Raw genomic sequence first — 26521 nt, forward strand, 5'->3', positions numbered from 1 at the left:
AAGTACACTTGCGCGGAAATCCTATCCGGCATTACACGTCGGCAATCACTGTAGACGGCAGACCATGTTACAGAATCCGATCCAGCTGCGACTCGAAAAACTCGACTCATGGCAGCATATCACTTTTATGACGGCGCTGGTGGAGCGCATGTATCCCAACTACGCGGCATTTTGCCAACAGACTGAGTTTGCGGAGCCTCAGGCATTCCGCCAGCTTTTGGATGCAGTATGGGAAGTGCTGACGGTTAAGAACGCCAAAATCAACTTTGAGCGTCAACTGGAGAAGTTGGAAGAGCTGATCCCGACCACGGAAGAATTCGATATTTATCTGGTTTACCCAGCGATTGATGCCTGTGTGTCGATGTCAACGCTGATCCACACGCTGCTGGACCGCGACCTGTTGCTGGAATCTGTGCTGAAAGTCAGCCAGCAATCAGTGGCAAGTGTGGCGCAGCTTGAAGAAGCGCAAACCGGCGTTGAAGTGACGAACGAGAACCAGAAAGAAATAGAATCTGTGTGTGCCGAGTGGGACATGCAGTGGGCTATCTTCCGTGCACTAAAAGAAGCGGAAGAGCGCGATGTTGAGATGATTCGCGGCATTCGCAATGAACTGCGTGAAGAAGGCGTGAGTAACCTCGGCTTATCACTCTAAGCCAGCATAGTACTGATAAAATAAAAAACGGGCCTGAAGGCCCGTTTTCTTTTGGTGTCGATTACTTGGAGGTTTTCTCTTCATCGTTCAGCGAAGTCGCTTTCCCGTCCTCGGTGTTCTTTTGAGAGGCCTCTTCTTTTTCTGAGGCTTCTGCCAATTCTTCCGCCGCTTTATCCGCTTCTTCTTCGTCATCATCTTTGCTTTCAATCACGCCGTGGGCTTCTTTCCAGTCTTCCCAGCGTTCATGCGCAAGCGCTTGCATGTTTGAAGTCTTGTCCGCCTCATCCATGATTTCTTTGCCCATCAGGTGCTCGAAGATATCTTCCAGCGTGATGATGCCCTGAACGTCGCCGTACTCGTCGACGATCAGCGCCAGTTGAGAGCGCTGTGCCATCAGGCGGTCAAACGCTTTCGGCACGATAGTGGAATCATGAACCACAGGGATTGGGCGCATTAGGCTGCCGAGTTGCTTCTGACCTTTACCGTGCTGGCTGGCGGAGAACAGCTCGAGACGGTGAACAAAGCCCAGAATATTGTCACGTGACTCTGCGTAAACCAGCGGACGGGAGAACGGCGTGTCGTGGTGCTCACGCAGGAAATCCTCAATAGTCATGGTCGCATCAACACGGAACAGAACAGGACGCGGTGTCATCAGCTTGGTAACCGGCACGTCGCGAAGACTCAGCAGGTTGGTCAGCATGGTTGACTCATCGTCTTCCAACTCGCCGCTTTCTTTCGCCAGCATCGCCATGGCAGAAATTTCATCACGCAGCTTTGGCTGCTCTTTACCGCGCGCCAGTCGACGGGTCAGTTGCTCCGAAGCCCAAACGAAAGGGGTCAATGCCCATACCATCCAACGAAGCACGGTGGCTGCGCCCGGTGCCAGTTGACGCCAGTAGGTTGCACCAATGGTTTTTGGCACGATTTCAGACAACACAAGAATCGCTAGCGTAAGTACGCCGGAGAACACGCCTAACCAGGCATCACCGAAGACTTTTGCTGCTTGTGCACCGGATGCTGCTGCACCTACGGTGTGAGCGATGGTGTTCAGGGTCAGAATAGAAGCCAATGGACGGTCGATATCATCTTTCAACGAAGACAGACGTCCGGCAGCCGGGTGACCTTGCTGTCGCATTTGGGCGAGATAACTCGGGGTAATACTCAAAAGCACCGCTTCGAGCACCGAACAGATAAATGAGACACCAATAGAAAGTGCCACAAACATGAATAGCAGGATCATCTTTTTCCAGCGTAAATGTAATAAACAGAACCAATAGTAGCGCCAAAGATCGGGTCTGAGGGCAGTAAATACAAGAGTTGCCGCCAAAATATACCCAATATTTTGTGAGGATGCGCTCAGTTTGTGGTTAAAGACTCTGCATACAGTCACTTGTAGCGCCACAAACCTTTGCCAGCTGGGCTTCTTTTGAATTAGAGTTCACTTGTCTCAAGAAAACCTAAGAAGGGAAGACCTAATGAACAAGACCAACTTGATCGACCTGATTGCTGAAAAAGCAGACCTGTCTAAAGCACAAGCTAAAGCTGCACTGGAAGCAACTCTGGCGGGTATCGAAGGTGCACTGAAAGACGGTGACCAGGTTCAACTGATCGGTTTCGGTACGTTTAAAGTTAACCACCGTGCTGCGCGCACTGGCCGTAACCCACAAACTGGTCAGGAAATCCAAATTGCAGCTGCAAACGTTCCTGCGTTTGTTGCGGGCAAAGCGCTTAAAGACGCAGTTAAGTAAGTTATACTCCGCCAAAGCAATTTTTTGTTTTGGCGGATATTTATGCGCGTTAAAGCGTCTCTCCTCGTTTCATCTCTTATTCTTACTTTGGCGGGCTGTAGCTCGACAGAGAAAATCCAACCTCCTGTTCAAACCGTCACTGCCTCTGTGCAGGGTGATGCCACGAGTATTTTCTGGCTTGATGAACGTCAACGCTTTCCCGAAACCCTCACTGAAACAGTGATGATGGGTGACTATGGTCAGTATTCATCTGAATACCGCTGGCGCAAAGGTGTCGTGCGTGAGATTCAGCGCGAAGGGAATGCTTTGATTGATGGTGAGCTAAAGCATCAGTCGATTCTGATCCGCTATGACTCTGAAGGGCAAGCGGTGTATCAGCAATATCGCCTCGATGGTGCGTTGCTGCCAATACGGAGCACTGAGCTGATAAGGTATTACCAGCAAGCAGAAAAGGCCTTAGAGACCGCTAAGGCGCTCGGAAAGAACAACAAAAGCTTCTTCCAAGGTTACTGGAATGAAGGCGTGTTTGAAGAGTGTGGCTCTGGTGAAGTAAAGACACTGAGGTTCAGTGCAGAGTTTCCAGATTACATTCTGCACAGGCTGAAGAAAGAAGATAATTTCATCGCAGCTGTCGGCAAAGTCGGCCGTAACACGAATACGGCAGAAACCATTATCGTGCTGGATAACGACAGTGCGGATTGTTTCGAAAGACCGGAATTCTAAAGTTTGCTTCTCCCAGAAAGAAAAAACGCGCCGATTGGCGCGTTTTGAGGTTTTAGTACAGCATTTTAGCTTGAGGGATTACTCACCCTGCTCACGTGCAATCGCACGGTAGCCAATGTCATCGCGGTGGAACATACCGTCCCAACTGATTTGTGATGCCAGCTCGTAAGCACGTTTTTGCGCTTCTGAAACGGTGTCACCCATTGCGGTTGCACACAGCACACGACCGCCAGCAGTCACAACATTACCGTCTTTTTTTGCGGTACCGGCATGGAACACTTTCGCTGCATCCAACTCAGTGGTTGGCAAGCCAGAAATGACATCGCCTTTGTTGTATGACGCAGGGTAGCCGCCCGCTGCTAGCACAACACCGATGGATGCGCGTGGGTCCCACTTGGACTCTACGGTATCCAACTTACCTGCTACCGCAGCTTCGCAAAGTTCAACCAGATCAGATTGCAGACGCAACATGATTGGCTGGGTTTCTGGGTCGCCAAAGCGGCAGTTGTATTCAATCACTTTCGGTGTACCGTCAGCCATCACCATCAGGCCTGCATAGAGGAAACCTGTGTATGGGTGGCCTTCTGACGCCATGCCGCGAACGGTCGGGTAAATCACTTCATTCATCACGCGATCGTGAATGTCTGCGGTGACCACAGGTGCAGGGCTGTACGCGCCCATACCGCCAGTGTTCGGGCCCGTGTCGCCATTCCCGACACGCTTGTGATCCTGGCTGGTGGCCATTGGCAGAACGTTTTCACCGTCAACCATAACGATAAAGCTCGCTTCTTCGCCATCAAGGAATTCCTCGATAACCACACGGCTGCCTGCATCGCCAAAAGCATTGCCTGCCAGCATGTCACGAATCGCGTTTTCCGCTTCTTCCAGGGTCATCGCAACGATAACGCCTTTACCTGCTGCCAGACCGTCTGCTTTAACAACAATAGGTGCACCTTTGTCGCGCACGTACGCCAGTGCTGGCTCAATCTCGGTAAAGTTCTGGTATTCCGCTGTCGGGATTTGGTGACGGGCAAGGAAGTCCTTGGTGAAGGCTTTTGAGCCTTCAAGCTGCGCAGCAGCTTCGGTTGGGCCGAAGATAGGCAAGCCCGCTTCACGGAAAGCATCAACCACGCCAATAACAAGTGGAGCTTCCGGGCCGACAATGGTCAGGCCGATATTTTTATCCTGAGCAAAAGCGACCAGCGCAGCGATGTCTTCGACGCCAATGGCGACATTTTCAAGCTTTGGCTCCAGTGCGGTACCTGCGTTGCCCGGCGCGACAAAAACGGTCTCAACTTTTGCAGACTGTGCGACTTTCCACGCCAGAGCGTGTTCACGGCCGCCGCTGCCAATAACCAATACGTCCATTTTGAATCCTTCAATCAAAGCAGCCCAGAGTGACTCTGGGCTGTGAAAAATGCTTAGTGGCGGAAGTGGCGCATGCCAGTGAAGACCATTGACATGCCGTGCTCGTCTGCAGCGGCAATCACTTCGTCATCACGCATTGAACCGCCTGGCTGGATAACACAGGTAATGCCAGCTTCTGCAGCAGCATCGATACCATCGCGGAATGGGAAGAATGCATCAGACGCCATCACGCTGCCTGCTACTTCCAGATTCTCGTCAGCGGCTTTGATACCCGCAATTTTCGCCGAGTAAACGCGGCTCATCTGGCCTGCGCCTACGCCGATGGTCATGTTACCTTTCGCGTAAACAATCGCGTTGGATTTCACGTATTTCGCGACTTTCCAGCAGAACAGCGCATCACGCAGTTCTTCGTCAGAAGGCTGACGCTTGGAGACAACTTTCAGGTCATCCAGAGAGACCATACCTTGGTCACGATCCTGAACCAGCAGACCGCCGTTAACGCGTTTCACGTCAAAGCCAGTTGTCTGTGTGCTCCACTCGCCGCAAACCAGCAGGCGAACATTCTTCTTCGCGCTAACCACTTCTACCGCTGCGTCTGACACGCTTGGTGCAATGATGACTTCTACGAATTGACGGTCAACGATGGCTTGTGCGGTTTCCGCATCCAGTTCACGGTTAAACGCGATGATGCCGCCAAACGCGGAAGTTGGGTCAGTCTTGTAAGCACGGTCGTATGCTTCAAGGATGTTTTTGCCGAGTGCCACACCACATGGGTTGGCGTGCTTAACAATCACACACGCTGGCTCGATGAACTCTTTCACACACTCAAGCGCGGCATCGGTATCTGCGATATTGTTGTAAGACAGTGCTTTACCCTGAAGCTGGGTAGCCGTAGAGACAGATGCTTCTTCCGGATTAGCTTCGGTGTAGAACGCCGCAGCCTGATGGCTGTTCTCGCCGTAGCGCATGTCCTGTTTTTTGATGAACTGCTGGTTGAAGGTGCGTGGGAATTTCGACTCCTCGTCGCCCTCTTTGTTGTCGCCATAAGACGGAACCATGGTACCGAAGTAGTTGGCGATCATGCCGTCGTAAGCAGCCGTGTGTTCAAATGCAGAGATAGCCAGATCAAAACGGGTTTGCAGTGTCAGTGAACCGTTGTTGGCATCAAGCTCAGCCAGCACGCGGTCGTAATCTGATGCATTCACCACGATGGTCACGTCTTTGTGGTTTTTCGCCGCAGAGCGAACCATGGTTGGGCCACCGATATCGATGTTTTCAACCGCATCTTCCAGCGTACAGCCTTCTTTGGCGACGGTTTCCGCGAATGGGTACAGGTTGACGACAACCATGTCGATAGGTGAAATGCCGTGCTCGTTCATCACAGCATCATCTGTTTCACGACGGCCAAGGATGCCACCGTGTACTTTCGGGTGCAGGGTTTTCACGCGCCCATCCATCATCTCAGGAAAACCGGTGTAGTCAGACACTTCAGTTACTGCCAGGCCTTGCTCTGCCAGCAGGCGAGCGGTACCGCCAGTCGACAGGATATCGACACCTTTTTCTGCGAGAGCTTTGGCAAATTCTACAATGCCGGTTTTATCAGATACGCTAATCAATGCGCGACGAATAGGACGAGCGTTTTCCATTGCTACCATCTCTTTAAATGTGGGGATAGGATATTTGGCAAAACCGCCGCTGTGAGAGCCGCTTTGCCAAATACCCGCTACGGCGAAGCCTTGATTGAATCGGCGCACATTCTAACCTAATTTATTGACGCAATCGATTGCTTTTGTGGTTTTGTCACAAAAATACGCGAGAAGGGATCTATGAAGATGTTACAAATCGGGCAGTTAGCCAAACGCGCAGGCGTGTCGGGTGATACGCTACGGTTTTACGAAAAAGTCGGCCTGTTGCAGCCAGCATCCCGAAGTGAAAGTGGTTACCGTCTTTATGATGAAGATGCAGTGTCTCGAGTGCACTTTATTATTAAAGGCAAACGCATTGGACTGACGTTGGAAGAGATTCAGGAACTGCTCGAAATCCGTTTAGAGGCTACCCAACACAGCTGTGCAGAGGTGAAGGGAATTACCCAGAAAAAACTTGATGAACTGGACGAGAAAATCGCTGAGCTGACTGAGATCCGCGCTGCGCTAAAAAAGCTCAACGATGCTTGCTGTGGGCATGTGGACGACGATGCCAGCCACTGTTCGATTTTGGAGGCTCTTGGCTCAGATAGCTAACCAAGAGAGGGAAAGAAAGAGGCGCCTCTTTCTTTCCCTGTTTACATAGTTAAGCTAGCGCGGCCAACGCTGAATCATAATCAGGCTCATCCGCCAGCTCATTAACCAGCTCAACATGTTTAACGACACCACCTTCGTTAAGCACGACAACCGCGCGGGCTGATAGCCCTCTAAGTGGCCCCTCTGCAATGGCTAAGCCATAGTCCTCGATGAAAGATGGACTTCTGAACGTTGATGCGTGCTGCACATTTTCCAACCCTTCTAATTCACAAAATCGACTGGCAGCAAAAGGTAAGTCCGCTGAGATACAAACGACCTTGGTATTACCAAGTGAGGCGGCTTTTTCATTGAATTTACGCACGCTGTTTGCGCACGTTGGAGTGTCGATACTTGGGAAGATATTCAGTACCACTTTATTACCACGAAAGGTGTCTAAAGTGAGGTCTGACAAATCGCCCGCTGTCAGTACAAACGAAGGAGCTTCTGAGCCAGCTTGGGGGAGCGAGCCATTCAGCGGTATTGGTTGACCCTGAAATAGGATTTGAGACATTTTGTTCTCCTTTTAGTTAATTTTCCTTTTAGCCAATCATAGCCAGATTTATCACGGTATGACTGAGAAATAAGCAACTTACCTCAGCCACGCGAAAATAGACCCGGTAACCCGGAAAATTTGTTTGGGAACGTGAAAATTGTATGGTAGCGTCGGAGAAACTCGACAGGAGTACGAAAGTAGGGAAACAGATGTTAAAGGTTAACGAATATTTTGATGGTGGCGTAAAGTCCATCAGCTTTGAAAACAAAGGTCCATTGAGCGTGGGCGTGATGGAAGTCGGTGAATACACCTTCGGTACTGCGGCACCTGAGCGTATGCATGTCGTGAAAGGTGAACTGACAGTGAAGCTGCCAGGCCACATTGAGTGGGAAACCTTCGGTTCAGGTGATAACTTCGAAGTCCCGGGTGAATCGTCATTCCAGGTGAAGGTAGAGCAAACGACCGCATACCTTTGTGAATACCTGTAATTCACTGCAAATGATAAGCAAAAAGCGCCTAAACGGCGCTTTTTCTGTTTCTGAGATCTATCAAAGACCGCGAAGGTAAATCTGCTCTAGCTTATCCGCATGACCCTGCATGGAGAAATGTTCCAGCGCTCGCTGATAGGCATTGGCAGCGTTTGATGCACGCAATGACTCGTCATCCAGATAGCGTTTGAGCCCTACAGCGATTGATTCGGCATCCTGTGGTGTGCAGTACACACCGGTATCTTCAAGAATTTCTGGCAGCGCACCTGTGTTGGAGACCACCAAAGCACAGTGCTGTGCCATAGCTTCAATGGCCGTCAGACCAAATGCCTCGTTCCAATACGGCAGGCAGACAATCTGAATTTCCTCCAACAAGGTAGGTACGTTTTTGCGGTAACCAGCCAAGTGAACCCGATCAGCAAAAAGAGAGGCTTTCACCTTTTCCTGCAGTTGGTTTGAAAAGGCTTCGTCTGCGCCCTCATCGGGGTTTAGTCCACCAATCAGCACTAAATGGGCGTTCGGGTAATCGGCAGCGATAAGTTCGAATCCTGCCAGCAAATCGGCCTGGCCTTTACCATCACAAATCCGCCCAACGGAGCCGATAAAAGTGGTGTCATGAGATAGCCCATATTCATCGGCTAACAGGTGAGGGCGATTGTCTTCGTTAAACTGCTTTTGCTCGATGTAGGTGCCAAGCCACAGTCTCTCGATTTTACTTTCTGCTACGGGCAGTGCCTTGATATTACGTTGATAGGTTTCATTACTGATAGACAGTACCTGGTCAACGTGTCGGTAAACCCAGCGGTGATAGATGTCTTTTTTAGGGCGTTTCACACCCATGTGTTCGGTAAACAGGGTGTAGCGACGGGTCAGAATGTTTAGAAGTGCAGAAATCAGGATGTCGCCGGATTTGTGGCAATGCACAATCTGCACATTGTTCGCTTTTAGCCATTTATTGAGGCTGAAGAGTGTTGGGCCGAAAAGCGCAGCTTTCTTCGGTACGGTAAAAACGTCCATGCCGGCATCTTTCATCGCGTTGGCTACACGGGAGTTTTCCGAGGCAAGACCAAAGACGCGGTAACCTTTATCGATAAACTCTTTGCCCATACGCGATGGGTACATCTCCAAGCCGCCCCAGCCCGTTGACAGGCAAATATGTAAAATGCCCGGTTTGTTGTCTGAGGTACTCGTTGAGGCGTTAGCCTGAGCCATGGTGTTCTCCCGAAAAAGTCTATCGTGCGGCTAGATAAAAAGCTGCAAAGTCAGCAGGGAGTATATAACGAAGGGGCATCAGAGGGGCAGTGTGATTCTGCGTTGGGCTAGAAAACATAAAAGCCAGACTTCGCAGCCTGGCTTTTACTGAAAACTGTTAAGTTAGCGGAACTTAGTTCATGCCGTACTTTTTCAGTTTTTTACGCAGAGTACCACGGTTGATACCCATCATGGTTGCTGCGCGGGTTTGGTTACCGCGAGTGTATTGCATGATGGTGTCCAGCAGTGGTTGCTCAACTTCTGCCAGTACCAGCTCGTACAGGTCATTGACTTCCTGGCCATTCAACTGCGCTAGGTAGTTTTTCAGGGAGGCTTTTACTGAGTCACGCAGTGGCTTCTGGGTGATTTGATCTTGTGAAGTCACAGTAGTCACTGTCAATGCTTCTGAAGTCAGGTTTTGTTCGAACATACTCTGTCAGCTCTTCTCGTATTTATGCAACGTTTTCGAAGTAATCTTGCAGCGCATCGATCTGCTCGTGAGCGTCTTCGATTGCGTTGAAAGTCTGGCGAAAATCGCCAATTTGGTCATGTTCTTTCAGGTACCAGCTCACGTGCTTACGCGCGATACGCAGTCCTTTTAGCTCACCATAAAACTGGTGAAGCCCCTGAACATGGCCCAACAAAATTGCTTTTACCTCTTCCATCGGTGGCGCATCGAGTGCTTCACCCGTGGCAAGGTAATGTTGGATTTCGCGGAAAATCCAAGGACGCCCTTGTGCGGGGCGGCCAATCATCAAGGCATCGGCACCTGTGTAATCCAGCACAAATTTGGCTTTCTGAGGCGAATCGATATCCCCGTTGGCGATAACCGGGATAGAGATAGCTTCTTTGACCGCTCTGATGCTGTCGTACTCAGCTTCCCCTTTATACATGCAAGCGCGTGTGCGGCCGTGAAGGGCCAACGCCTGAATGCCACAGTCTTCGGCCATTTTGGCGATCTGGACACAATTCTTGTTGTCCGGATCCCAGCCTGTCCGGGTTTTCAGCGTGACGGGAACGTCAACTGCAGAAACCACTGCTTTCAGGATTTGCTCAATGATATCCGGTCGGGTCAGCAATGCTGATCCAGCCAGTTTCTTATTGACCTTCTTTACCGGGCAACCCATGTTGATGTCGACGATTTGCGCGCCGTTTTCAACACAGAAGCGTGCGGCATCTGCCATCAGTGCTGGCTCAGCGCCAGCGATCTGAACAGAACGGATCCCCTTTTCATCAAGATGAACCATCCGGTTTTTTGATTTGGCTGTGTGCCACATCGCCGGATTGGAAGACATCATTTCACTTACCGCCATGCCAGCCCCATAGCGCAAACAGAGTTCGCGGAAAGGTCTGTCAGTCACGCCTGCCATAGGCGCCACGATAAGTTGGTTTTCCAGTTTGTATGGTCCGATCTGCAAGGGGATACCTTCTATGTCAGCAAGGGCGCGCATTTTACGCATTTTTTCCTGCTCTGAAAAGGCCAATATTTGAGCGTTTTGCCTTGATTTTTCAAAAATCCAGATAATTCAATTTTTTAGTATAAAAATTGTTCAATTATCACTGGGTTAGGCTCTGTGCGCAGTAATGCGGCACCATTCCTCTTTTTCATCAATCGCGTCAACACTGAGTTCATCGCGGTAGCAGTCGGCAACAGACTCAGCCTGACTATCCAATACACCGGACATCGCCAGTACACCTTGTGGGGCGATCAGGCTTTTGATGATTGGAGAAAGCTCACGAAGTGGACCTGCCAGAATGTTGGCAACCACGACTTCTGCTTGCAGGTTTTCTGGCTGATCTTGAGGCAGGTAAAGCTCAAGGCGATCTGCGACACCATTGCGCTCTGCATTGGCTTTAGATGCTTGCAGTGCTTGTGGGTCGATATCGATACCGATGACTTTCTCTGCGCCCAGCAAAAGCGCAGCTAGCGACAAAATGCCTGAGCCGCAACCGAAGTCGATCACTGTCTTGCCAGACAAGTCCAGCCCGTCTAGCCACTCGAGACAGAGTGCTGTCGTTGGATGAGTACCGGTACCGAACGCCAGGCCAGGATCAAGCATGATGTTGACGGCATCTGGCTCTGGTGCATCACACCAGCTTGGGCAAACCCAAAGACGCTGACCAAAACGCATCGGCTTGAAGTTATCCATCCAGGCGCGTTCCCAGTCTTTGTCTTCCAACTGTTCAATTTTGTGCGTGAAGTTTTCACCCAGTAGTGGGCTGGTTTTCAGAATGGCCACCACCGCATTCATGTCGGTTTCTGCGTCATAAAGTGCGACGATGTCGGTTTCGCCCCATAGACGGGTTTCACCCGGCATAGGTTCAAACACCGGGGTGTCTTTGGCATCAAGGAAAGTGACTGACAACGCACCAGCTTCTTCCATCAGCATGTCACCAATGGCTTCAGCGGTTTCTGCGGTTGCGTTCAGTTTGATTTGAATCCAAGGCATGGTTTCTTCACTTCTTCGTTTAACGACGATTTTAAGGCGCGGAGTCTAGCATAAAAAGTAGTCAGACCGCATAGCCTTAGCACTGTCAGGGTTAAGAAAGGAAGAAAAAGGGCAGCGAATGCTGCCCTGAGGAGTTATGCGGTTGCTGGGTGCGTCTTCCTGTATTGCAGGCTGCTAACAAGCAGGAAGGCAAACAGACTAATGGTTAGTGAAGGCACAATGGCGTGTACACCGCTCATGTCCGGTTTAAAGGTCGAAAGCGCGGCATAGCTGCCAAGGCCTGTAATCATGGATGCTAACGCGCCTGAGGCGGTGGCTTTCTTCCAGTAAAGGCCAAGCACCAAAGGCCACAGGAACACCGCCTGCATACCGCCAAAGGCGAGCAGGTTCAGCCAGATGATCATGTCGGGCGGATTGGTGGCCGCGACAAATACCAGCAGCGAGAAGATACCCGTTACCCACAAAGAGAGTGTTGGCAGTTTGCTTTCTGCATCCGGCGCTTTGGCAGCATTGGGATTGATGTAGTTGAGGTACAAGTCCTTCAGTAGCGTTGCGGATGCCTGAATGAGTTGCGAGTCAATGGTCGACATAATCGCCGCCATTGGGCCTGCCAGAAACACACCGGCAACGACAGGGGGTAAAACTGTCATCATCAGGGTCGGCATGATCTGATCCGGATTATCAATCTCCGGAACAATCGCACGCCCCAGCGCTCCAGCCAAATGCATGCCAAGCATCAATAGCGCGACCATCGCTGTACTGATCACCATGCCTTTGTGGAGAGACTTACTGGATTTGTAAGACATACAGCGCACCGCTGCATGGGGAAGGCCAATCACACCGAAACAGACCAACACCCAGAAGCTCAGCATAAACGGCTCTGACAGAAAGTTATTCGGCCCGTAGGGCGTTACAAGTGCTGGGTCGATGGCATGAAGGTCAGTAATCATCTCACCCAGACTGCCGCCGGCGTGAATGATGCCGATCAGCAACGCAATAGTGCCAATGATCATCATGATGCCTTGCACGGTGTCGGTCATGACCACAGCGCGAAATCCGCCGATGGTGGTGTAAACGCCCACCGTAAAGGCAAACAGCATCAGGCCGTGGGTGTATGAAAGCCCGGTGACAGTCTGCAGCAAGCGTGCACCACCAACGAACTGAACCACCATGGTGCCGAAAAAGGCCAGTAATAAAGCCAGAGAGGCGAAAATCACCACAGCGCGGTTTTTGTAGCGTGCATAGAGCATGTCATTCAGGGTGAGCGCATTGTGGCGACGAGACTCAATGGCGAACTTCTTCCCGAGTACACCGAGCGTCAGCCAGGCTGCAGGCAACTGGATCATCGCCAGCAGCACCCATCCGAGTCCCATTTTGTAAGCCGCACCGGGGCCGCCGATAAATGAACTTGCACTGGCATAGGTGGCAGCGAGAGTCATTGCGAGTACAAAACCGCCCATGCTTCGGCTGCCGAGCAGGTATTCATTCAGGAACCCGCCACTGCGATCTCCTTGTTTGCGCGAATAAATGGCCAGCGCAAACACGGCGACCAGATACAACGCCATCGGGATAAGAAGCTGACTATTCATCAGACGCTTCCTCTTCGATGTCGAGTGGCATGTCTTTGTAGAGGTATTTCACCATCAATGCACACAGCAGGGTAAATAAAAGGGGGCCGATAACGCAGGCCAGCAAAAACCAAAGTGGCAAACCGAAATAGAGCGTCGGGGGAGTCTGTTCAATTCCTTCTGGGGCCAGACCATAGGCAAATCCGTACCACCATGCAAAATACGCGAGTGCGAGTGCAATCGCCCATTTGGCTTCCTTATGAGCCTGGCGGTATCGGCTGCTAAGTGTCTTCATTAGAGCCTTCTTACTTAACGCGATAAGAGAGTGTTGATAAGGGGTCTATTGTGACAAAACCACGGAGAATGTGACAGATTTATACGTGCAGGGTTTGGGCGCGAAAAACAAAAAAGGCCGCGTAAACGCGACCTTTTGGCTTTGGCTCAGAATTACTTCTGAATGCCCAGCTTCTTCTCAAGGTAGTGGATGTTTGCACCACCGTGCTGGAAGTTCTCATCTTTCATGATTTCCAGCTGAAGAGGAATGTTGGTTTTGATGCCATCAATGATGGTTTCCTGCAGGGCGTTACGCATACGCGCAATCGCTACATCACGGTTTTCACCGAAGCAGATCAGTTTACCAATCATAGAATCGTAGTGTGGTGGCACTGAATAGCCGGAATACACATGAGATTCCCAACGCACACCCATGCCGCCTGGCGCATGGAAGCGATCGATTTTACCTGGGCTTGGCAGGAAGCGCTCTGGGTCTTCCGCATTGATACGACACTCAATCGCGTGACCGCGGATTTGGATGTCATCTTGCGTGAATGACAGAGGCTGGCCAGCGGCAATGCGGAGCTGCTCTTTGATCAGGTCAACGCCAGTGACCATTTCGGTCACAGGGTGTTCAACCTGGATACGGGTGTTCATCTCAATGAAGTAGAACTCACCGTTTTCGTAAAGGAACTCAAACGTACCTGCACCGCGGTAGCCGATTTCCAGACATGCGCGGCAACAACGTTCACCGATGTACTTACGCATTTCTGCAGTGATACCCGGCGCTGGCGCTTCTTCAACAACCTTCTGGTGACGGCGCTGCATCGAACAGTCACGCTCACCCAAGTGAATCGCACCGCCCTGACCATCAGCCAGAACCTGCACTTCAACGTGGCGTGGGTTTTCCAGGAATTTCTCCATGTAAACCATGTCATTGTTGAAGGCAGCTTTTGCTTCTGCGCGGGTCATGGCGATAGCGTCAGTCAGTTCAGCTTCAGAGCGAACCACACGCATACCGCGACCACCACCACCACCGGATGCTTTGATGATCACAGGGTAGCCGATGCGTTTTGCGAAAGCCTTGTTCTTAGACTCGTCGTCGTCAAGTGGACCATCAGAACCTGGTACACAAGGTACGCCCGCTTTTTTCATCGCGTTGATGGCAGACACTTTGTCACCCATCAGGCGGATAGTTTCAGCGCGAGGACCGACGAAAATGAAGCCTGATTGCTCTACCTGCTCTGCAAAATCTGCATTCTCTGACAGGAAGCCGTAACCTGGGTGGATAGCCACCGCACCAGTCACTTCTGCAGCACTGATGATACGTGGGATGTTCAGGTAGCTTTCAACGCTTGATGCAGGACCGATACAGATAGATTCGTCTGCCAGCAATACGTGCTTCAGATCGCGATCGGCAGTGGAGTGAACGGCAACCGTTTTGATGCCGAGCTCTTTACACGCACGAAGGATGCGAAGCGCAATTTCACCGCGGTTAGCGATGACAATTTTATCTAACATAGCTGTCCTCGATTACTCGATGATGACCAGAGCTTGGTCAAACTCTACTGCTTGGCCGTCTTCACACAGGATAGCTTTCACTACACCCGCTTTGTCTGCTTGGATTTGGTTCATCATTTTCATCGCTTCAACGATGCAAAGGGTATCGCCAACGTTGACTGATTGACCCACTTCAACGAAAGACTTCGCTTCTGGGCTTGGAGAGCGGTAGAAAGTACCCACCATTGGAGACAGAACCTGGTGACCCGCAACTTCTGCTTCAACTGCTGGTGCTTCTGCTGCTGCCGGAGCCGCCGCAGGCGCTGCTGGTGCCGCTACTGGAGCAGGAGCGGCTGCTGGTGCTGCGTAAACCTGAGTGGCAACTGGCGCAGTTGCGCGGCTGATGCGTACTGACTCTTCACCTTCAGAGATTTCCAGCTCAGCGATGCCAGATTCTTCAACAAGCTCAATCAGTTTTTTGATTTTACGAATATCCATGATGTCTATCTCTTTGAAGTTATTGTTCAGTTGTTCTCTGCTTGCAGACGCTTGGCGACTGCACGCAGAGCAAATTCATAACCGTCAGCGCCCAGTCCTACAATCACACCTTCCGCTTTATCAGAGAAGTAAGAGTGATGGCGGAATGGCTCACGGGCGTGAACGTTTGAAAGGTGCACCTCAATAAAGGGAATGCCGACAGCGAGAATGGCATCTCGCAACGCCACGCTGGTGTGCGTGAACGCAGCTGGGTTGATAATGATGAAATCAACCTTTCCCATGGCCTGATGGAGGGTATCAATCAGGACGTGCTCCGCATTGGACTGCACGTGTTCAAGTTGGATATTGAAGGATGCTGCTAGTGTCGTCAGATCGGCGACGATCTGATCTAACGATTGCTGTCCGTAATGGCCTGGTTCGCGAACCCCAAGCATGTTCAGGTTCGGACCATTAATAAGTAAAACTTTGCGATTTGTCGTCATATTGATCGCTTTGTTCCTGTTCTTGTTGCGAAAAGGCGTTAACTTCTGCTTTTCAGCACCCAAGGGTGCGAGAACCTGAAAAATGGCACTCCAGCCATCTGCTGATTCGCAATTATAGAGAATTCACCGCAAATGGCAGCAAAATACTGGTCTTATCAGACAAAATCTGACAATCCAGCGTAAAGATTACGCAGATATGACAGACATTTCGTGGCAGTAGTTCACGAAATGACCAGTTAGGAGGGTGAATCTGTTAGGCAGATCTCATCCGGCGTTTTAAACGCACTGTTTTTCGCCACTCATCTTACCGACCTCTTTGGTGCTCTTTTTGTCTGATTCTTGAGACATTAAATCGAAACATCTTAAGGATGAAATAGTTAGTCAAGGTGAGCAGTTAGGCTCAATTTTCATGCCATATAATCCACTATTTTTTTATTTCTGGCTCAATGTAGCGGGGTTTTAGGTTTTTAAATGGGATGTCGTTCTGTTTACGGAAGCGATACCGCACTATCTAAAAACTAATCAATTAAGTGCTCAAAAAATGATTCACCTGTACGATAATTAAGGCATTGAGGTGCTGCAACACCTCGTTTTAGCAAGCGTCATTGGGTGCGAGCCCCAAGATTATTGGGAGGGGAATATGATTCAGAAGCGCTATGACTCATTGAGTCGATTGTTACATTGGAGTATGGCGGCCATCATCATTTATACGACGGTGGCGGGTTATGTCATGCATTTGGTGGTGGGGACAAAGGCGTTTGATGTGCTATCCGTGCTGAACATGTCATTTGCAACGATAGGTACTGTCTTGTTCATCATGCGATGGGTTTGGAGTTATTTTCGCCCAAAGGTTGAGTCGGTTAACTCAACGACTACGTTTGAAAAAAACATCGCCAAGTTCATCCACAGTGTTATCTACCTTTTAATGTTCTTAGTGTTTGTTTCCGGTTATTTGATGCTCAAAGAGCCTTACTGGTTCTTCTGGCTGGTTAAGATACCTAATCCGGTCACTGATATGGTCATTAATGATTTCTTCTTCTTTGTTCATCGAGCGAGTTGTGCGGTGTTGGGGATTGTCGTGGTCATGCACATCGGTGCCGCCTTGTATCACCAGTTCTGGCTTCGCGATAACCTGTTAGCGCGATTGATGCCGCCCAAGCCTGTGGTCATGCATTTCAGCCAAAAAAAGGGCCGCGTATAGCGGCCCTTCGGGATCAAACCTTGGTGGTTATACCACGCTGGATTTCTCTGCGATCAGTTTGTCGACCACGCTTGGGTCCGCCAGGGTAGAAGTGTCACCCAAGCTACCAGTATCGCCGGTTGCAATCTTACGCAGGATACGACGCATGATTTTGCCTGAGCGGGTTTTCGGTAGTGCGTCTGTCCAGTGGATGAAATCTGGTGTTGCGATAGGACCGATTTCCTTACGTACCCAGTTTTTCACTTCTTTGGTCAGCTCTGCACTTGGCACTTCACCTGAATTCAGCGTGATGTAGGCATAGATAGCCTGGCCTTTGATATCGTGTGGAACACCAACAATTGCCGCTTCTGCAATCTTGTCGAATGCCACCAGTGCGGATTCGATTTCTGCGGTACCCATGCGGTGACCGGAAACGTTCAGTACGTCATCTACACGGCCTGTGATCCAGTAGTAACCGTCCTCATCACGACGTGCACCGTCACCGGTGAAGTACATGCCTTTGAAGGTGGAGAAGTAAGTCTGCTCGAAACGCTCGTGGTCACCATTAACGGTACGCATCTGGCCCGGCCAAGAATCCAGCATGACCAGGTTGCCTTCGGTCGCGCCTTCGATGATGTTACCCATGTTATCAACCAGTGCTGGTTGAACACCGAAGAATGGACGAGTTGCCGAACCTGGCTTCAGTGCCGTTGCACCTGGCAGTGGAGTGATCAGGATGCCGCCGGTTTCGGTTTGCCACCAGGTATCCACGATAGGACACTTGCTGTCACCGATTGTCTTGTAGTACCACTCCCACGCTTCTGGGTTGATTGGCTCACCCACAGAACCCATGATGCGCAGTGAGTCACGCTTGGTGCCTTCAACCGCTTCGTTACCTTTCGCCATCAGGGCGCGGATTGCGGTTGGTGCGGTGTACAGAATGTTCACCTGGTGCTTATCAACCACTTCGCTCATACGGGCAGTTGATGGGTAGTTAGGCACGCCTTCGAACAGAATGGTTTTCGCACCGTTTGCCAGCGGTCCGTAGATCAGGTAGCTGTGACCGGTGATCCAACCTACATCAGCAGTACACCAGAAGACTTCGCCTTCCTGATAGTCGAACACGTATTTGAAGGTCATGGTCGCGTAAACCAGGTAACCACCGGTGGTGTGAAGAACACCTTTTGGTGTGCCGGTAGAGCCTGACGTGTACAGAATGAACAGCGGGTCTTCTGCGTTCATCTCTTCTGGTTCACAGTTCGCAGACACCACGGCTGTTGCTTCGTGCCACCATACATCGCGGTCTGAGTTCCACTCGATGGTGTTACCAGTGCGTTGGTAAACAACGACTTTTTCAACTGACGTGACTGATGGGTTTGCAAGCGCTGCATCCACGTTTTGTTTTAATGGTACCGCACGGCCGCCGCGCACGCCTTCATCGGCAGTGACAACCACTTTTGCGTTGGAGTCGACGATACGGCCAGCCAGTGCTTCTGGAGAGAAGCCACCGAATACGATGGTGTGAACGGCACCGATGCGGGTACATGCCAACATCGCAATCGCCGCTTCCATTACCATAGGCATGTAAAGACACACAACATCGCCTTTGCGCACGCCTTGGCCTTTTAGTGCATTGGCGAACTTACACACTTCAGTGTGCAGCTCTTTGTAAGTCAGGGATTTGTCGTCGTTCGGGTCATCGCCTTCCCAGATCAGGGCAACCTGGTCGCCTTTTGTCTCAAGGTGGCGGTCAATACAGTTGGCAGAAACGTTTAATGTGCCGTCCTCGAACCATCTGATGTCGACGTGTCCGGTATCAAAAGAGGTGTTCTTCACCTTAGTGAAAGGTTTGATCCAATCTACGATCAGGCCATGCTCACGCCAGAATCCTTCTGGGTTAACAACAGACTGCTGATACATCTCGCGGTAGGTGTCGTTGTTTGCGTGCGCTTTGGCTTCGATTTCCGGCATTACCGGATGCAGGTGAACCTCACTCATTATCTTTCTCCTTGTGTTCCTGCGTGATGCTGTCTGGCATCGTCAAATATTCGACCACGACAAATTAGAATATAGGGTACGGTCTAACGGTCTTGTTCCATTAAGGTCGGATAGTTAGGGATTCTCGACAATTAGACTTTAGGATGAAGAGGCCGTTTTCTCTGGGTTTTGTGACCTTTCAACAGTCACAGTGAGGCGTCGCTCTCATTTACATGCAGCGGGTTGCGGGGAAATTATCAATAAGTGGGCATTGGTACATCACCGTACTTTAGTCGAACATAGATCAGCGCCGCACTAATGGCATCATCGAGGGCGTCATGCCGCCCGGAAAGGGGCAGGTCGAGGTGGTGTCCTATCGCCTCCATACTCAGGTCGTAATAGGCATTCGGCAAAATGTGTTCCAGCTTGCGACGGTATATGTCACTCACTTCTATCGTGCGGTTGGGCAGTTTGAAGCCAAGATGCTTTTTGGCATAGCGGTCAAGTATCGCTTTGTCGTACTGGATGTAGTAACCCACAATAGGCCGATTACCAATAAACTCGATCAGCTTGAGCATGGCTTCTTTTTCTGAGACGCCATCACTCAGATCCTGATGTCGGATGCCGTGAATTTTTACCGATTGGGCGCTCAGCGAGTTGGGCGCGCGGAGGGAAATGGTGAAAGGCTCGCTGGTGACAATTTTATTGCCGCGGATTTTGGTGGCGGCGATGGTGACCAGCTCGGCTTTGTGCGGGTCCAGGCTGGTGGTTTCGCAATCCAATGAAACCAACTCTTCATCACTGGGTGAAGAAAACAGGGGGGCATACTCGCTGTCGCGCCACTTATACCTGAGCCAGAGCCTTTCCACCAGGTTCATGCTAGTCCCTTACCTGATAGTGCGAAGCCAGCCGTTCTTTGAACTTTTTGACAACGCCGAGGCAATCTCGCAGCAAATCCCTTTCTGTCCGAGAAAGCTGGGTGACGTCTAACTGGTTGCCCGTGCTGGCATCGCTGTCGAGCTGTTGTTTCAGGCGCACTTTCACGAAAAGCTTTAACGCTTCGGAGAGGTTGTTGGCGGTTTCCTGATCCAGTGCCTTGCATTCGACCAGTGCATCCAGTCTCTCAAAGGTATTGGTTTCGGTGAGCCCTTTTTCCAGTGCCAAGGTGCGAACGCCATGCACCAGCGGGAAGATGCCGCCTTTTTTGACATCCAACCCTTCTTTATCCGCCTTTAGGCTACCGAAAAGCGTCAGAGGAACACGGAACGCAAGGCAGGGGCGGACGAAGGTATTGAGCGTCAGCATATTGTTTTTGAGTGTGGCATGAAGCTTTTCCATCACAGGCTCCAGCAACGTTTTATTGCCAGCCACAGCATGACTGTCAGCAATGATGGCTAGGTCCATCAAGGTGCGTTCGTCAGAAATTTTGCTCAGGGCGACCATTTCTTTCATCCACTCAGATTGGGTTTTCACCCAGCGCGGATTGTTAACCATGACATTGCCGGGGCAGGGCGGGTAGCCGAGACGACTCAGCACTTCACTGAATCTTTCCATGTAATGTTGAACGTCGGGCCAATCGGCATCGTCAGCGAGAATAAGTCCGTTGTCCTGATCGGTTTTCAGCACCTGCTCACCGCGCCCTTCCGAGCCCATCACAAACAGGCAGCATTGATTGTGGAAGCTTTCTGGAATGGTGAGACGGAAGGCTTTTTCGATGATCTGTTCGTTGACGGCGGAAATCAGTTCCATGACAAATTGGGTGTGGATACCGTTATTCGTGAGATTGGCGACGAGCTGATGTTGGTTATTGGCTGCGAGCGCGAGTTCCTCAATCGAGTGCGCGCGGTTGATTTGGAGTGTGAGTACGTGAGAGTGCGTGGAAAAGAGACTCAGTACCTGAGTCATATCCAGCATGCCGACCGTCTCGCCATCTTCGGTGACGCGCACCCGTTTTACCCGGTCGCGGGTCATCAGGATCATCACGTTGAAAAGATACTCGCCCATCTCGACACTGATGACTGGAGAAGTGGCGACTTCACCCACGGGAGACTCTAAGGTGCAGCCATCCTCAACCAATGCGTGCAGCAAGTTGGTTCGGGTGATGATGCCAATATCGTGCGGCTTGCCTTCGAGGGCGACCAGTGCGCAGTCCTGACGCTCGCGGCGAAGGTTTAACGTGGCATCCTGAATCGAGGTGCCGTGGGGCATGGTCATGATGGGCTGGATGTTGGTTTCATCCACTTGAGTCAGGATGAATTCGGCAAGGTTCTGCTGTTGTTGCGCCTTTTCCAGCATGCGTTTTCGTTTACTGAAACTGGTATTGAAGTAGTCAGCAAACGACTGGTTTTGGTCATAGAGTTCGAGAAACACGGCTTTGGGCAGTACATAGCAAAGCGTGTCTTCCACCACGCGGTATCTGTGGTGTGCATGGCCTTTCAGTAGTGCACGGGCATCAAACAGATCGTCTTTAATATACTGCGCCTGCACTTCCTTGGTATCAGGGTTAACCTCCTGAACGCGTCCTTTGATGACGATATAAAGGGCATTATTGCCTTCCCCTTTTTCTATCAGTACATCACCACGGCGGTAATAGGCGATATCCAATGAGGACAGCAGATGCTTTGCTTGCTTGGCATCAAGGCGGTCAAATGGGGGAGAGGAAGTGTCGAACGGTTCAGGCATGGCGGCAAATTCCGTGTTATTAACCACGCGCGCAGCGCGTCTTTGCAACTCTCAGTGTGTCGTACGACCCGTTGCCTTGCCAGCCGACTTTAGTCTATTAATCCATGCTAAGTTGAGACTGTAAGTTTGGATGAATCGCTGTCAAAATAGCCATCCTCGTTGCGGCAGAAAGGATGCGCCAGAATGAGTTACCCCCGTCCCACCCCCTACCATTGGCTATCTATTTATTACGGCGCCTATTTCTTTGCGTTCGGGGTTTATCTGCCTTTTTGGTCAGTATGGCTGGCGTGGCTTGGCCTCTCTGCAGATGACATCGGTATCGTGTTGGGCGCAGGCGTTATGGCGCGCTTTGTGGTGAACCTGACCCTCACGCCTCGTTTTCACTTACCTGAGCATTTGCTTCCCGCTATTCGGTGGCTGTCATTTTTAGCCACAGTGATTGGTTTTCTGCATTTGATGGCAACGCCGGATTTACTCTGGCTAACCGCGCTTTCTATTGCGATTAACAGCGTGATAGGGCCGTCTATTCCCGTTTCAGATGCATTAGCCAATCATTACAACCGCCGGAAGCTGATTGATTACGGGCGGGCGAGGCTCTGGGGCTCGCTGGCGTTTGTGGTGGGTTCCATGATGGCAGGAACCTTGGTGGAGCGCTTTGGGCCGCCAATCATTGTACCTCTCGCTGCTGGGGCGTTACTGTTGACCTGGTGTTGGAGCCTGTCTTCGCCTCAGCAACTACCCGCGAAGGAAGAAACCCAAGCGATGGTTAGAACGCCATTGCTTCAGGTACTTCGCGTGAAATCCGTGTTGGTGTTTCTTGCCATCGTCTCCTTCATTCAAGGCAGCCACGCCGCTTATTATGCATTCAGCGCGATTCATTGGACCCAGGCAGGCGTTTCCGACGTGATGGTGGGCTACCTGTGGAGCTTTGGCGTAGTGGTGGAAGTGATGATGTTTGCACTGGCCGCAAAGTTATTCGGAAGTTGGCAGGTGCAATCACTGTTTCGACTGGCAGCGCTGGCGGTGATTCTGCGTTGGTGTTTGACTGGGTGGAGCACCGATCTCGGTGTGCTGTTTACGGCACAGTCACTTCATGGCCTGACGTTTGGCGTCGCCCATATCGCCGCGATGCGCTATATCCAGCAACAGGCAAGCGACAAGATCATGGCGTTGCAGGCATTGTATAGCGCAATCCCCATGGGGGTGGTCATGGCACTGCTGACGGTCGTGAGCGGTGAACTCTACGAACAGTTAGGCGGGGACAGCTTCTATGTCATGGCGCTTCTTGGCTTGCCTGTTCTCCTGCTGACATTGAAAGCCGACACCGCGGAAGAAGCAGTAAGGTCCTGAATTTGCGGTACGCATTTAGAGCTCGCTCACGGAGATAAAGTGGCGCGTTGTTGTACAACTGAGAGCATGGTAAACAGACTCTAGTTAAAAGTTTGTCATGGAAGGGATTATGTCGGCGGGATGGATAGTGGTGCCGGTGGCACTGGCATACCTAGGCGTTTTGTTTCTTATCGCCTGGTATGGAGATAGTCGACCGCGCTGGCTACGTGGCTGGCGTCCGTGGATATACAGCCTTTCTATCGCCGTTTATTGTACCTCCTGGACCTTCTTTGGCACCGTGGGGCAGGCGTCGAGTCAGCCTTGGTCATTCCTGCCTATTTACCTTGCGCCGATCCTTGTTTTTACCATTGGCTGGCGGTTTCTCGCCCGGATCATCCTGATCGCCAAGCGCGAGCACATCACCTCGATTGCCGACTTTATTGCCGCCAGGTATGGGAAATCCCAAGGCCTAGCGGTGATGGTCACTGTGATAGCGGTGGTCGGTATTCTGCCATACATCGCGCTGCAGCTTCGCGGGATCACCATGGGACTGGATGTGATTGCGCCTGACATTGGCGAGAGTGCAGGGCTTAACGAAGGACAAATTGCCTGGCTGGTCTGCATGTCACTGGCGATGTTTACCGTGTTGTTTGGTACCCGCCATATCGACTCTACCGAGCACCACCGCGGCATGATGATGGCGGTGGCCTTTGAGTCTATCGTCAAGTTGGTGGCGTTTTTGGTTGTGGGCTTCTTTGCTGTGGGCTTGTTACTCGATGCTCCAGGGCCATTGCCGACATTGAAAGAAGCCAATGTCGTCGGAGCACCAGATTGGGGCGCATTGCTGGTTCATACTCTGCTGACCATGGCGGCGATTATCTGCTTGCCGCGCCAGTTCCACACCATGGTAGTAGAAAACGCCCGTGCGCAGGATTTGCACACCGCACGCTGGGTGTTTCCGCTTTACCTTGTGTTGATGGGCATGTTCGTTTTGCCATTGGCGTATGCAGGTCAGGCCTTCCTGCCTAATATGTCTGCTGAAACCCATGTTATTCAACTGCCGCTTTCCACCGGCAATGAGGGCATTGCACTGTTGGCATTCTTGGGTGGTGCATCGGCGGCAAGCGGCATGGTCATTGTGTCGACCATTGCCCTTGCGATCATGGTGTCGAACGATCTGGTACTGCCACAACTGCTTCGCCGCATGCGGGTGTCGAATCGCAACTTTACCCAATTCTCCGGTTTGTTGCTGAACGTGCGCCGCGCGCTGATTTTCCTCTTGCTTATCGGGGCTTGGGGCTTCTATCAACTGATCCTCGAAGTGCCGTCACTCTCGGCGATTGGTTTTCTCTCCTTTGCTGCAATTGCCCAGTTCGCGCCGCCACTGGTCGCGGGAATTTACTGGCGTCAGGCCAATAAGAAAGGCGTATATGCCGGGCTCTTCGCCGGTTTCATTGTCTGGCTGATGACCCTGATGATGCAGACGGGCATGTTGGCCGGCAACGAAGATACCAACCTGGTGCTCTGGATTCTGGCACCGCCGGATATCCCGTTCTTCCAGTCATTAAGCCCGGTGAACTGGGGCATGATCCTGAGTGTGATGGTCAATACCTTCTGCTTTGTGCTGGTGTCGATGGCGACGAGACCTTCGCTCAGTGAGCGTCTGCAAGCAGCGAGTTTTGTTGGTACGCCGCTCCCAGAAGGGGATGATTCAAGCCTGTATCAAAGCCGTGTGACAGTGGCAGAGCTTGAAATGTTAGCCGCTCGCTTTGTTGGCCGTACCCGTATGCGCCAGACGTTTCGCACCTTCGGCGAGCAACGAGGTGAAGTCTTGTTGCCACAACAGCAGGCGAGTGCAGCGCTGATTCGTCATACCGAACGTGTATTGGCTGGTGTATTCGGTGCATCTTCCGCCAAGCTGGTACTGACTTCTGCGCTGCAGGGCAGAAACATGCAGCTGGAGGAAATCGCCACCATTGTGGATGAAGCTTCCGAGCTTTTCGACTTCAGCCGTGGCTTGCTTCAAGGTGCAATCGAACACATCAGTCAGGGTATTTCCGTTGTCGATAAACAGCTGCGGCTGGTGGCATGGAACCAGCGTTATGTGGAGCTTTTCAATTTCCCGCCGGATTTGATTCAGGTCGGCAGACCGATTGCGGATGTGGTCCGCTACAACGCCGAGCGCGGTTTGTGTGGCCCTGGTGATATTGAAGAACACGTAAAAAAACGCGTGGGCTATTTGCGTCAAGGTTCGCCGCATACTTCTTCCCGTGTTCACCCTGATGGCCGGGTGATTGAGGTGCAGGGTAATCCGATGCCGGGCGGTGGATTTGTCATGAGCTTTACTGACATCACCGCCTTCCGGGACGCAGAAGAAGCGCTGAAGCAATCCAATGAAACGCTGGAGGCGCGGGTCATAGAGCGGACCAAAGAGCTTGAAACCTTGAACCGTCGCCTTATCAGTGCCACCGCCAAAGCCGAGCAGGCATCGCAATCGAAAAGCCGGCTATTGGCGGCAGTAAGTCATGACTTGATGCAGCCGATGAACGCCGCGCGTCTTTTTGCGTCCTCTCTGAACGAAATGGCGGAAGAAAAAGAAACCCAAAAAATGGCGGGTCACATCGAGAGTGCGTTGGGAGCGGCAGAAGATCTTATTGGTGATTTGCTGGATATTTCCCGCATTGAATCGGGCAAGATGAAGGCCAAAATCACCAACTTCGAGCTCGATGAAGTCTTCTCAACGCTGGCCGCAGAATTTGGCGTTATCGCTAACGAGCAGGGCATCGATTTCCGTGTTCAGCCAACGGGCCTTCGCATTCGCTCTGACAGACGATTACTACGCCGCGTATTGCAGAACTTTCTCACCAATGCCTTTCGCTATAACCCGAATGGCCGTGTGCTGTTGGGCGTGCGTCGTCATGGTTCGCAGTGCCGCATAGAGGTGTGGGATAACGGTCCGGGTATTCCACAAGAAATGCAGCAGGACATCTTCAATGAATTTACCCGCATTGACCGTAAAGGTGCTGAGCTTGGTTTAGGCCTCGGTCTGGCGATTGCCCGCGGGATCAGCCGCATTCTGAACCAGCCTCTCAACCTACGTTCCTGGCCGGGAGAAGGCACAGTTTTTTCCATTACAGCCCGCATCGAATCTGCGCCTCAGGTTTGTGACACTGGCGTTGAGCGTGAAGAAAAGGACAAAAATAGTGAGCCACTCGCTGGGGTTCGCGTGCTCTGTGTAGATAATGAAAGGGACATCCTGGCGGGTATGGAAAGTCTGCTGACACGGTGGGGGTGTCAGGTTGATGTGGCAGAAGATCTCGATGGCGTTGTTGCGTTGATTGAACAAGGCCAGAGGCCGGATGCCATTCTCAGTGACTATCACTTGGCGCCGGAACTGACGGGGCTCGACGTTTTGCAACGTTGTCGTGAAATGCTGGGAGATGACTTTGTCGGTGCAGTGATCACCGCCGACAGAACACAAGAAACACGAAATCTGGTGCGGGAGCTAGGCTTTGGTTATATCGCCAAGCCAGTAAAACCGCTGAAACTAAGAGCGCTGCTTCAACAAGGGGTAAGCTGA

The 26521-nt window shown here is 51.4% G+C and carries 24 protein-coding genes; 8 read left to right on the forward strand and 16 right to left on the reverse strand.

All coding sequences use genetic code 11. The annotated features are described in order from the left end of the window. Positions 1-64 precede the first annotated feature (64 nt). Positions 65-652, forward strand: a complete 588-nt coding sequence (locus tag RN22_RS06560; protein WP_046303612.1) for a YjaG family protein — start codon at positions 65-67, stop codon at positions 650-652. A 61-nt stretch (positions 653-713) separates the two neighbouring features. Here the strand turns inward: RN22_RS06560 and RN22_RS06565 are convergent, their stop codons facing one another. Continuing rightward, positions 714-1892 carry a hemolysin family protein gene (locus tag RN22_RS06565; protein WP_046303613.1) on the reverse strand — a complete coding sequence of 393 codons (1179 nt, stop codon included), beginning with the start codon at positions 1890-1892 and terminating at the stop codon, positions 714-716. A 235-nt stretch (positions 1893-2127) separates the two neighbouring features. Here RN22_RS06565 and hupA point away from each other — a divergent pair, with 235 nt between their 5' ends. Then, the gene (gene hupA, locus RN22_RS06570) at positions 2128-2400 is read left to right on the forward strand and encodes a nucleoid-associated protein HU-alpha (RefSeq protein ID WP_002542017.1); all 273 of its coding nucleotides are present in this window, start codon (positions 2128-2130) and stop codon (positions 2398-2400) included. A 42-nt stretch (positions 2401-2442) separates the two neighbouring features. After that, entirely contained in the window at positions 2443-3123 is a 681-nt protein-coding gene (locus RN22_RS06575) for a DUF1481 domain-containing protein (protein WP_046303614.1), read from the forward strand. 78 nt (positions 3124-3201) lie between these two features. On the opposite strand, the gene purD is transcribed toward RN22_RS06575, so the two are convergent. Together purD and purH are read right to left on the reverse strand one after the other, a co-directional pair. Then, positions 3202-4491: a phosphoribosylamine--glycine ligase gene (gene purD, locus RN22_RS06580; protein ID WP_046303615.1), complete on the reverse strand. Its 1290-nt coding sequence runs from the start codon at positions 4489-4491 to the stop codon at positions 3202-3204. A 53-nt stretch (positions 4492-4544) separates the two neighbouring features. Then, positions 4545-6137 carry a bifunctional phosphoribosylaminoimidazolecarboxamide formyltransferase/IMP cyclohydrolase gene (gene purH, locus RN22_RS06585; protein WP_046303630.1) on the reverse strand — a complete coding sequence of 531 codons (1593 nt, stop codon included), beginning with the start codon at positions 6135-6137 and terminating at the stop codon, positions 4545-4547. Between the two features lie 180 nt (positions 6138-6317). Here purH and zntR point away from each other — a divergent pair, with 180 nt between their 5' ends. Continuing rightward, the gene (zntR, locus tag RN22_RS06590) at positions 6318-6731 is read left to right on the forward strand and encodes a Zn(2+)-responsive transcriptional regulator (protein ID WP_039850570.1); all 414 of its coding nucleotides are present in this window, start codon (positions 6318-6320) and stop codon (positions 6729-6731) included. A gap of 49 nt (positions 6732-6780) precedes the next feature. Here zntR and tpx read toward each other — a convergent pair whose 3' ends face one another. After that, positions 6781-7281 (reverse strand): thiol peroxidase, encoded by a 501-nt coding sequence (tpx, locus tag RN22_RS06595; protein ID WP_002542012.1) that lies wholly within the window; start codon positions 7279-7281, stop codon positions 6781-6783. A 191-nt stretch (positions 7282-7472) separates the two neighbouring features. Here tpx and RN22_RS06600 point away from each other — a divergent pair, with 191 nt between their 5' ends. Beyond that, positions 7473-7751, forward strand: a complete 279-nt coding sequence (locus RN22_RS06600) for a pyrimidine/purine nucleoside phosphorylase (protein WP_002542010.1) — start codon at positions 7473-7475, stop codon at positions 7749-7751. A gap of 60 nt (positions 7752-7811) precedes the next feature. On the opposite strand, the gene RN22_RS06605 is transcribed toward RN22_RS06600, so the two are convergent. From RN22_RS06605 to aroQ, 9 genes are all read right to left on the reverse strand, one after another. Further along, positions 7812-8963 carry a glycosyltransferase family 4 protein gene (locus RN22_RS06605; protein WP_046303616.1) on the reverse strand — a complete coding sequence of 384 codons (1152 nt, stop codon included), beginning with the start codon at positions 8961-8963 and terminating at the stop codon, positions 7812-7814. A gap of 172 nt (positions 8964-9135) precedes the next feature. Then, positions 9136-9432, reverse strand: a complete 297-nt coding sequence (gene fis, locus RN22_RS06610; protein WP_002542007.1) for a DNA-binding transcriptional regulator Fis — start codon at positions 9430-9432, stop codon at positions 9136-9138. Positions 9433-9454: 22 nt separating this feature from the next. Further along, positions 9455-10420, reverse strand: coding sequence for a tRNA dihydrouridine synthase DusB (dusB, locus tag RN22_RS06615; protein ID WP_197076262.1), 966 nt, complete (start codon positions 10418-10420; stop codon positions 9455-9457). A 147-nt stretch (positions 10421-10567) separates the two neighbouring features. Continuing rightward, the gene (gene prmA / locus RN22_RS06620) at positions 10568-11452 is read right to left on the reverse strand and encodes a 50S ribosomal protein L11 methyltransferase (protein ID WP_046303618.1); all 885 of its coding nucleotides are present in this window, start codon (positions 11450-11452) and stop codon (positions 10568-10570) included. Positions 11453-11586: 134 nt separating this feature from the next. After that, positions 11587-13041 (reverse strand): sodium/pantothenate symporter, encoded by a 1455-nt coding sequence (gene panF, locus RN22_RS06625; RefSeq protein WP_046303619.1) that lies wholly within the window; start codon positions 13039-13041, stop codon positions 11587-11589. After that, on the reverse strand, positions 13034-13315 hold the full coding sequence (locus RN22_RS06630; protein WP_046303620.1) for a YhdT family protein: 282 nt from the start codon (positions 13313-13315) through the stop codon (positions 13034-13036). The genes panF and RN22_RS06630 overlap by 8 nt, the downstream gene beginning before the upstream one ends. Before the next feature lie 152 nt (positions 13316-13467). Next, positions 13468-14814: an acetyl-CoA carboxylase biotin carboxylase subunit gene (gene accC / locus RN22_RS06635; protein ID WP_002542000.1), complete on the reverse strand. Its 1347-nt coding sequence runs from the start codon at positions 14812-14814 to the stop codon at positions 13468-13470. A 12-nt stretch (positions 14815-14826) separates the two neighbouring features. Then, positions 14827-15291 carry an acetyl-CoA carboxylase biotin carboxyl carrier protein gene (accB, locus tag RN22_RS06640; protein WP_046303621.1) on the reverse strand — a complete coding sequence of 155 codons (465 nt, stop codon included), beginning with the start codon at positions 15289-15291 and terminating at the stop codon, positions 14827-14829. A 26-nt stretch (positions 15292-15317) separates the two neighbouring features. After that, the gene (gene aroQ, locus RN22_RS06645; RefSeq protein ID WP_039850575.1) at positions 15318-15773 is read right to left on the reverse strand and encodes a type II 3-dehydroquinate dehydratase; all 456 of its coding nucleotides are present in this window, start codon (positions 15771-15773) and stop codon (positions 15318-15320) included. 640 nt (positions 15774-16413) lie between these two features. Between aroQ and RN22_RS06650 the strand changes: the two genes are divergently transcribed. Continuing rightward, the gene (locus RN22_RS06650; RefSeq protein WP_046303622.1) at positions 16414-16974 is read left to right on the forward strand and encodes a cytochrome b; all 561 of its coding nucleotides are present in this window, start codon (positions 16414-16416) and stop codon (positions 16972-16974) included. A gap of 27 nt (positions 16975-17001) precedes the next feature. Here the strand turns inward: RN22_RS06650 and acs are convergent, their stop codons facing one another. From acs to RN22_RS06665, 3 genes are all read right to left on the reverse strand, one after another. Next, the gene (acs, locus tag RN22_RS06655; protein WP_046303623.1) at positions 17002-18951 is read right to left on the reverse strand and encodes an acetate--CoA ligase; all 1950 of its coding nucleotides are present in this window, start codon (positions 18949-18951) and stop codon (positions 17002-17004) included. A gap of 236 nt (positions 18952-19187) precedes the next feature. Next, on the reverse strand, positions 19188-19808 hold the full coding sequence (locus RN22_RS06660) for a 3'-5' exonuclease (RefSeq protein ID WP_002541995.1): 621 nt from the start codon (positions 19806-19808) through the stop codon (positions 19188-19190). A 1-nt stretch (position 19809) separates the two neighbouring features. Further along, positions 19810-21612: a DUF294 nucleotidyltransferase-like domain-containing protein gene (locus RN22_RS06665; RefSeq protein ID WP_046303624.1), complete on the reverse strand. Its 1803-nt coding sequence runs from the start codon at positions 21610-21612 to the stop codon at positions 19810-19812. A gap of 183 nt (positions 21613-21795) precedes the next feature. Here RN22_RS06665 and RN22_RS06670 point away from each other — a divergent pair, with 183 nt between their 5' ends. Beyond that, positions 21796-22962, forward strand: a complete 1167-nt coding sequence (locus RN22_RS06670) for a 3-phenylpropionate MFS transporter (RefSeq protein WP_082111376.1) — start codon at positions 21796-21798, stop codon at positions 22960-22962. Between the two features lie 109 nt (positions 22963-23071). After that, a complete protein-coding gene (locus RN22_RS06675; protein ID WP_046303625.1) occupies positions 23072-26521 on the forward strand; it encodes a PAS domain-containing hybrid sensor histidine kinase/response regulator in 3450 nt (1149 codons plus the stop codon).

Origin of the sequence: Grimontia sp. AD028, assembly GCF_000973155.1 — a bacterium.
Taxonomy (GTDB): domain Bacteria; phylum Pseudomonadota; class Gammaproteobacteria; order Enterobacterales; family Vibrionaceae; genus Enterovibrio; species Enterovibrio indicus.

Bases quoted from the DNA above. Each gene is read 5' to 3' on its own strand.
- RN22_RS06560 (WP_046303612.1), top strand. From the start codon at position 65: ATGTTACAGAATCCGATCCAGCTGCGACTCGAAAAACTCGACTCATGG.
- RN22_RS06565 (WP_046303613.1), bottom strand. From the start codon at position 1,892: ATGATCCTGCTATTCATGTTTGTGGCACTTTCTATTGGTGTCTCATTT.
- hupA (WP_002542017.1), top strand. From the start codon at position 2,128: ATGAACAAGACCAACTTGATCGACCTGATTGCTGAAAAAGCAGACCTG.
- RN22_RS06575 (WP_046303614.1), top strand. From the start codon at position 2,443: ATGCGCGTTAAAGCGTCTCTCCTCGTTTCATCTCTTATTCTTACTTTG.
- purD (WP_046303615.1), bottom strand. From the start codon at position 4,491: ATGGACGTATTGGTTATTGGCAGCGGCGGCCGTGAACACGCTCTGGCG.
- purH (WP_046303630.1), bottom strand. From the start codon at position 6,137: ATGGAAAACGCTCGTCCTATTCGTCGCGCATTGATTAGCGTATCTGAT.
- zntR (WP_039850570.1), top strand. From the start codon at position 6,318: ATGAAGATGTTACAAATCGGGCAGTTAGCCAAACGCGCAGGCGTGTCG.
- tpx (WP_002542012.1), bottom strand. From the start codon at position 7,281: ATGTCTCAAATCCTATTTCAGGGTCAACCAATACCGCTGAATGGCTCG.
- RN22_RS06600 (WP_002542010.1), top strand. From the start codon at position 7,473: ATGTTAAAGGTTAACGAATATTTTGATGGTGGCGTAAAGTCCATCAGC.
- RN22_RS06605 (WP_046303616.1), bottom strand. From the start codon at position 8,963: ATGGCTCAGGCTAACGCCTCAACGAGTACCTCAGACAACAAACCGGGC.
- fis (WP_002542007.1), bottom strand. From the start codon at position 9,432: ATGTTCGAACAAAACCTGACTTCAGAAGCATTGACAGTGACTACTGTG.
- prmA (WP_046303618.1), bottom strand. From the start codon at position 11,452: ATGCCTTGGATTCAAATCAAACTGAACGCAACCGCAGAAACCGCTGAA.
- panF (WP_046303619.1), bottom strand. From the start codon at position 13,041: ATGAATAGTCAGCTTCTTATCCCGATGGCGTTGTATCTGGTCGCCGTG.
- RN22_RS06630 (WP_046303620.1), bottom strand. From the start codon at position 13,315: ATGAAGACACTTAGCAGCCGATACCGCCAGGCTCATAAGGAAGCCAAA.
- accC (WP_002542000.1), bottom strand. From the start codon at position 14,814: ATGTTAGATAAAATTGTCATCGCTAACCGCGGTGAAATTGCGCTTCGC.
- accB (WP_046303621.1), bottom strand. From the start codon at position 15,291: ATGGATATTCGTAAAATCAAAAAACTGATTGAGCTTGTTGAAGAATCT.
- aroQ (WP_039850575.1), bottom strand. From the start codon at position 15,773: ATGACGACAAATCGCAAAGTTTTACTTATTAATGGTCCGAACCTGAAC.
- RN22_RS06650 (WP_046303622.1), top strand. From the start codon at position 16,414: ATGATTCAGAAGCGCTATGACTCATTGAGTCGATTGTTACATTGGAGT.
- acs (WP_046303623.1), bottom strand. From the start codon at position 18,951: ATGAGTGAGGTTCACCTGCATCCGGTAATGCCGGAAATCGAAGCCAAA.
- RN22_RS06660 (WP_002541995.1), bottom strand. From the start codon at position 19,808: ATGAACCTGGTGGAAAGGCTCTGGCTCAGGTATAAGTGGCGCGACAGC.
- RN22_RS06665 (WP_046303624.1), bottom strand. From the start codon at position 21,612: ATGCCTGAACCGTTCGACACTTCCTCTCCCCCATTTGACCGCCTTGAT.
- RN22_RS06670 (WP_082111376.1), top strand. From the start codon at position 21,796: ATGAGTTACCCCCGTCCCACCCCCTACCATTGGCTATCTATTTATTAC.
- RN22_RS06675 (WP_046303625.1), top strand. From the start codon at position 23,072: ATGTCGGCGGGATGGATAGTGGTGCCGGTGGCACTGGCATACCTAGGC.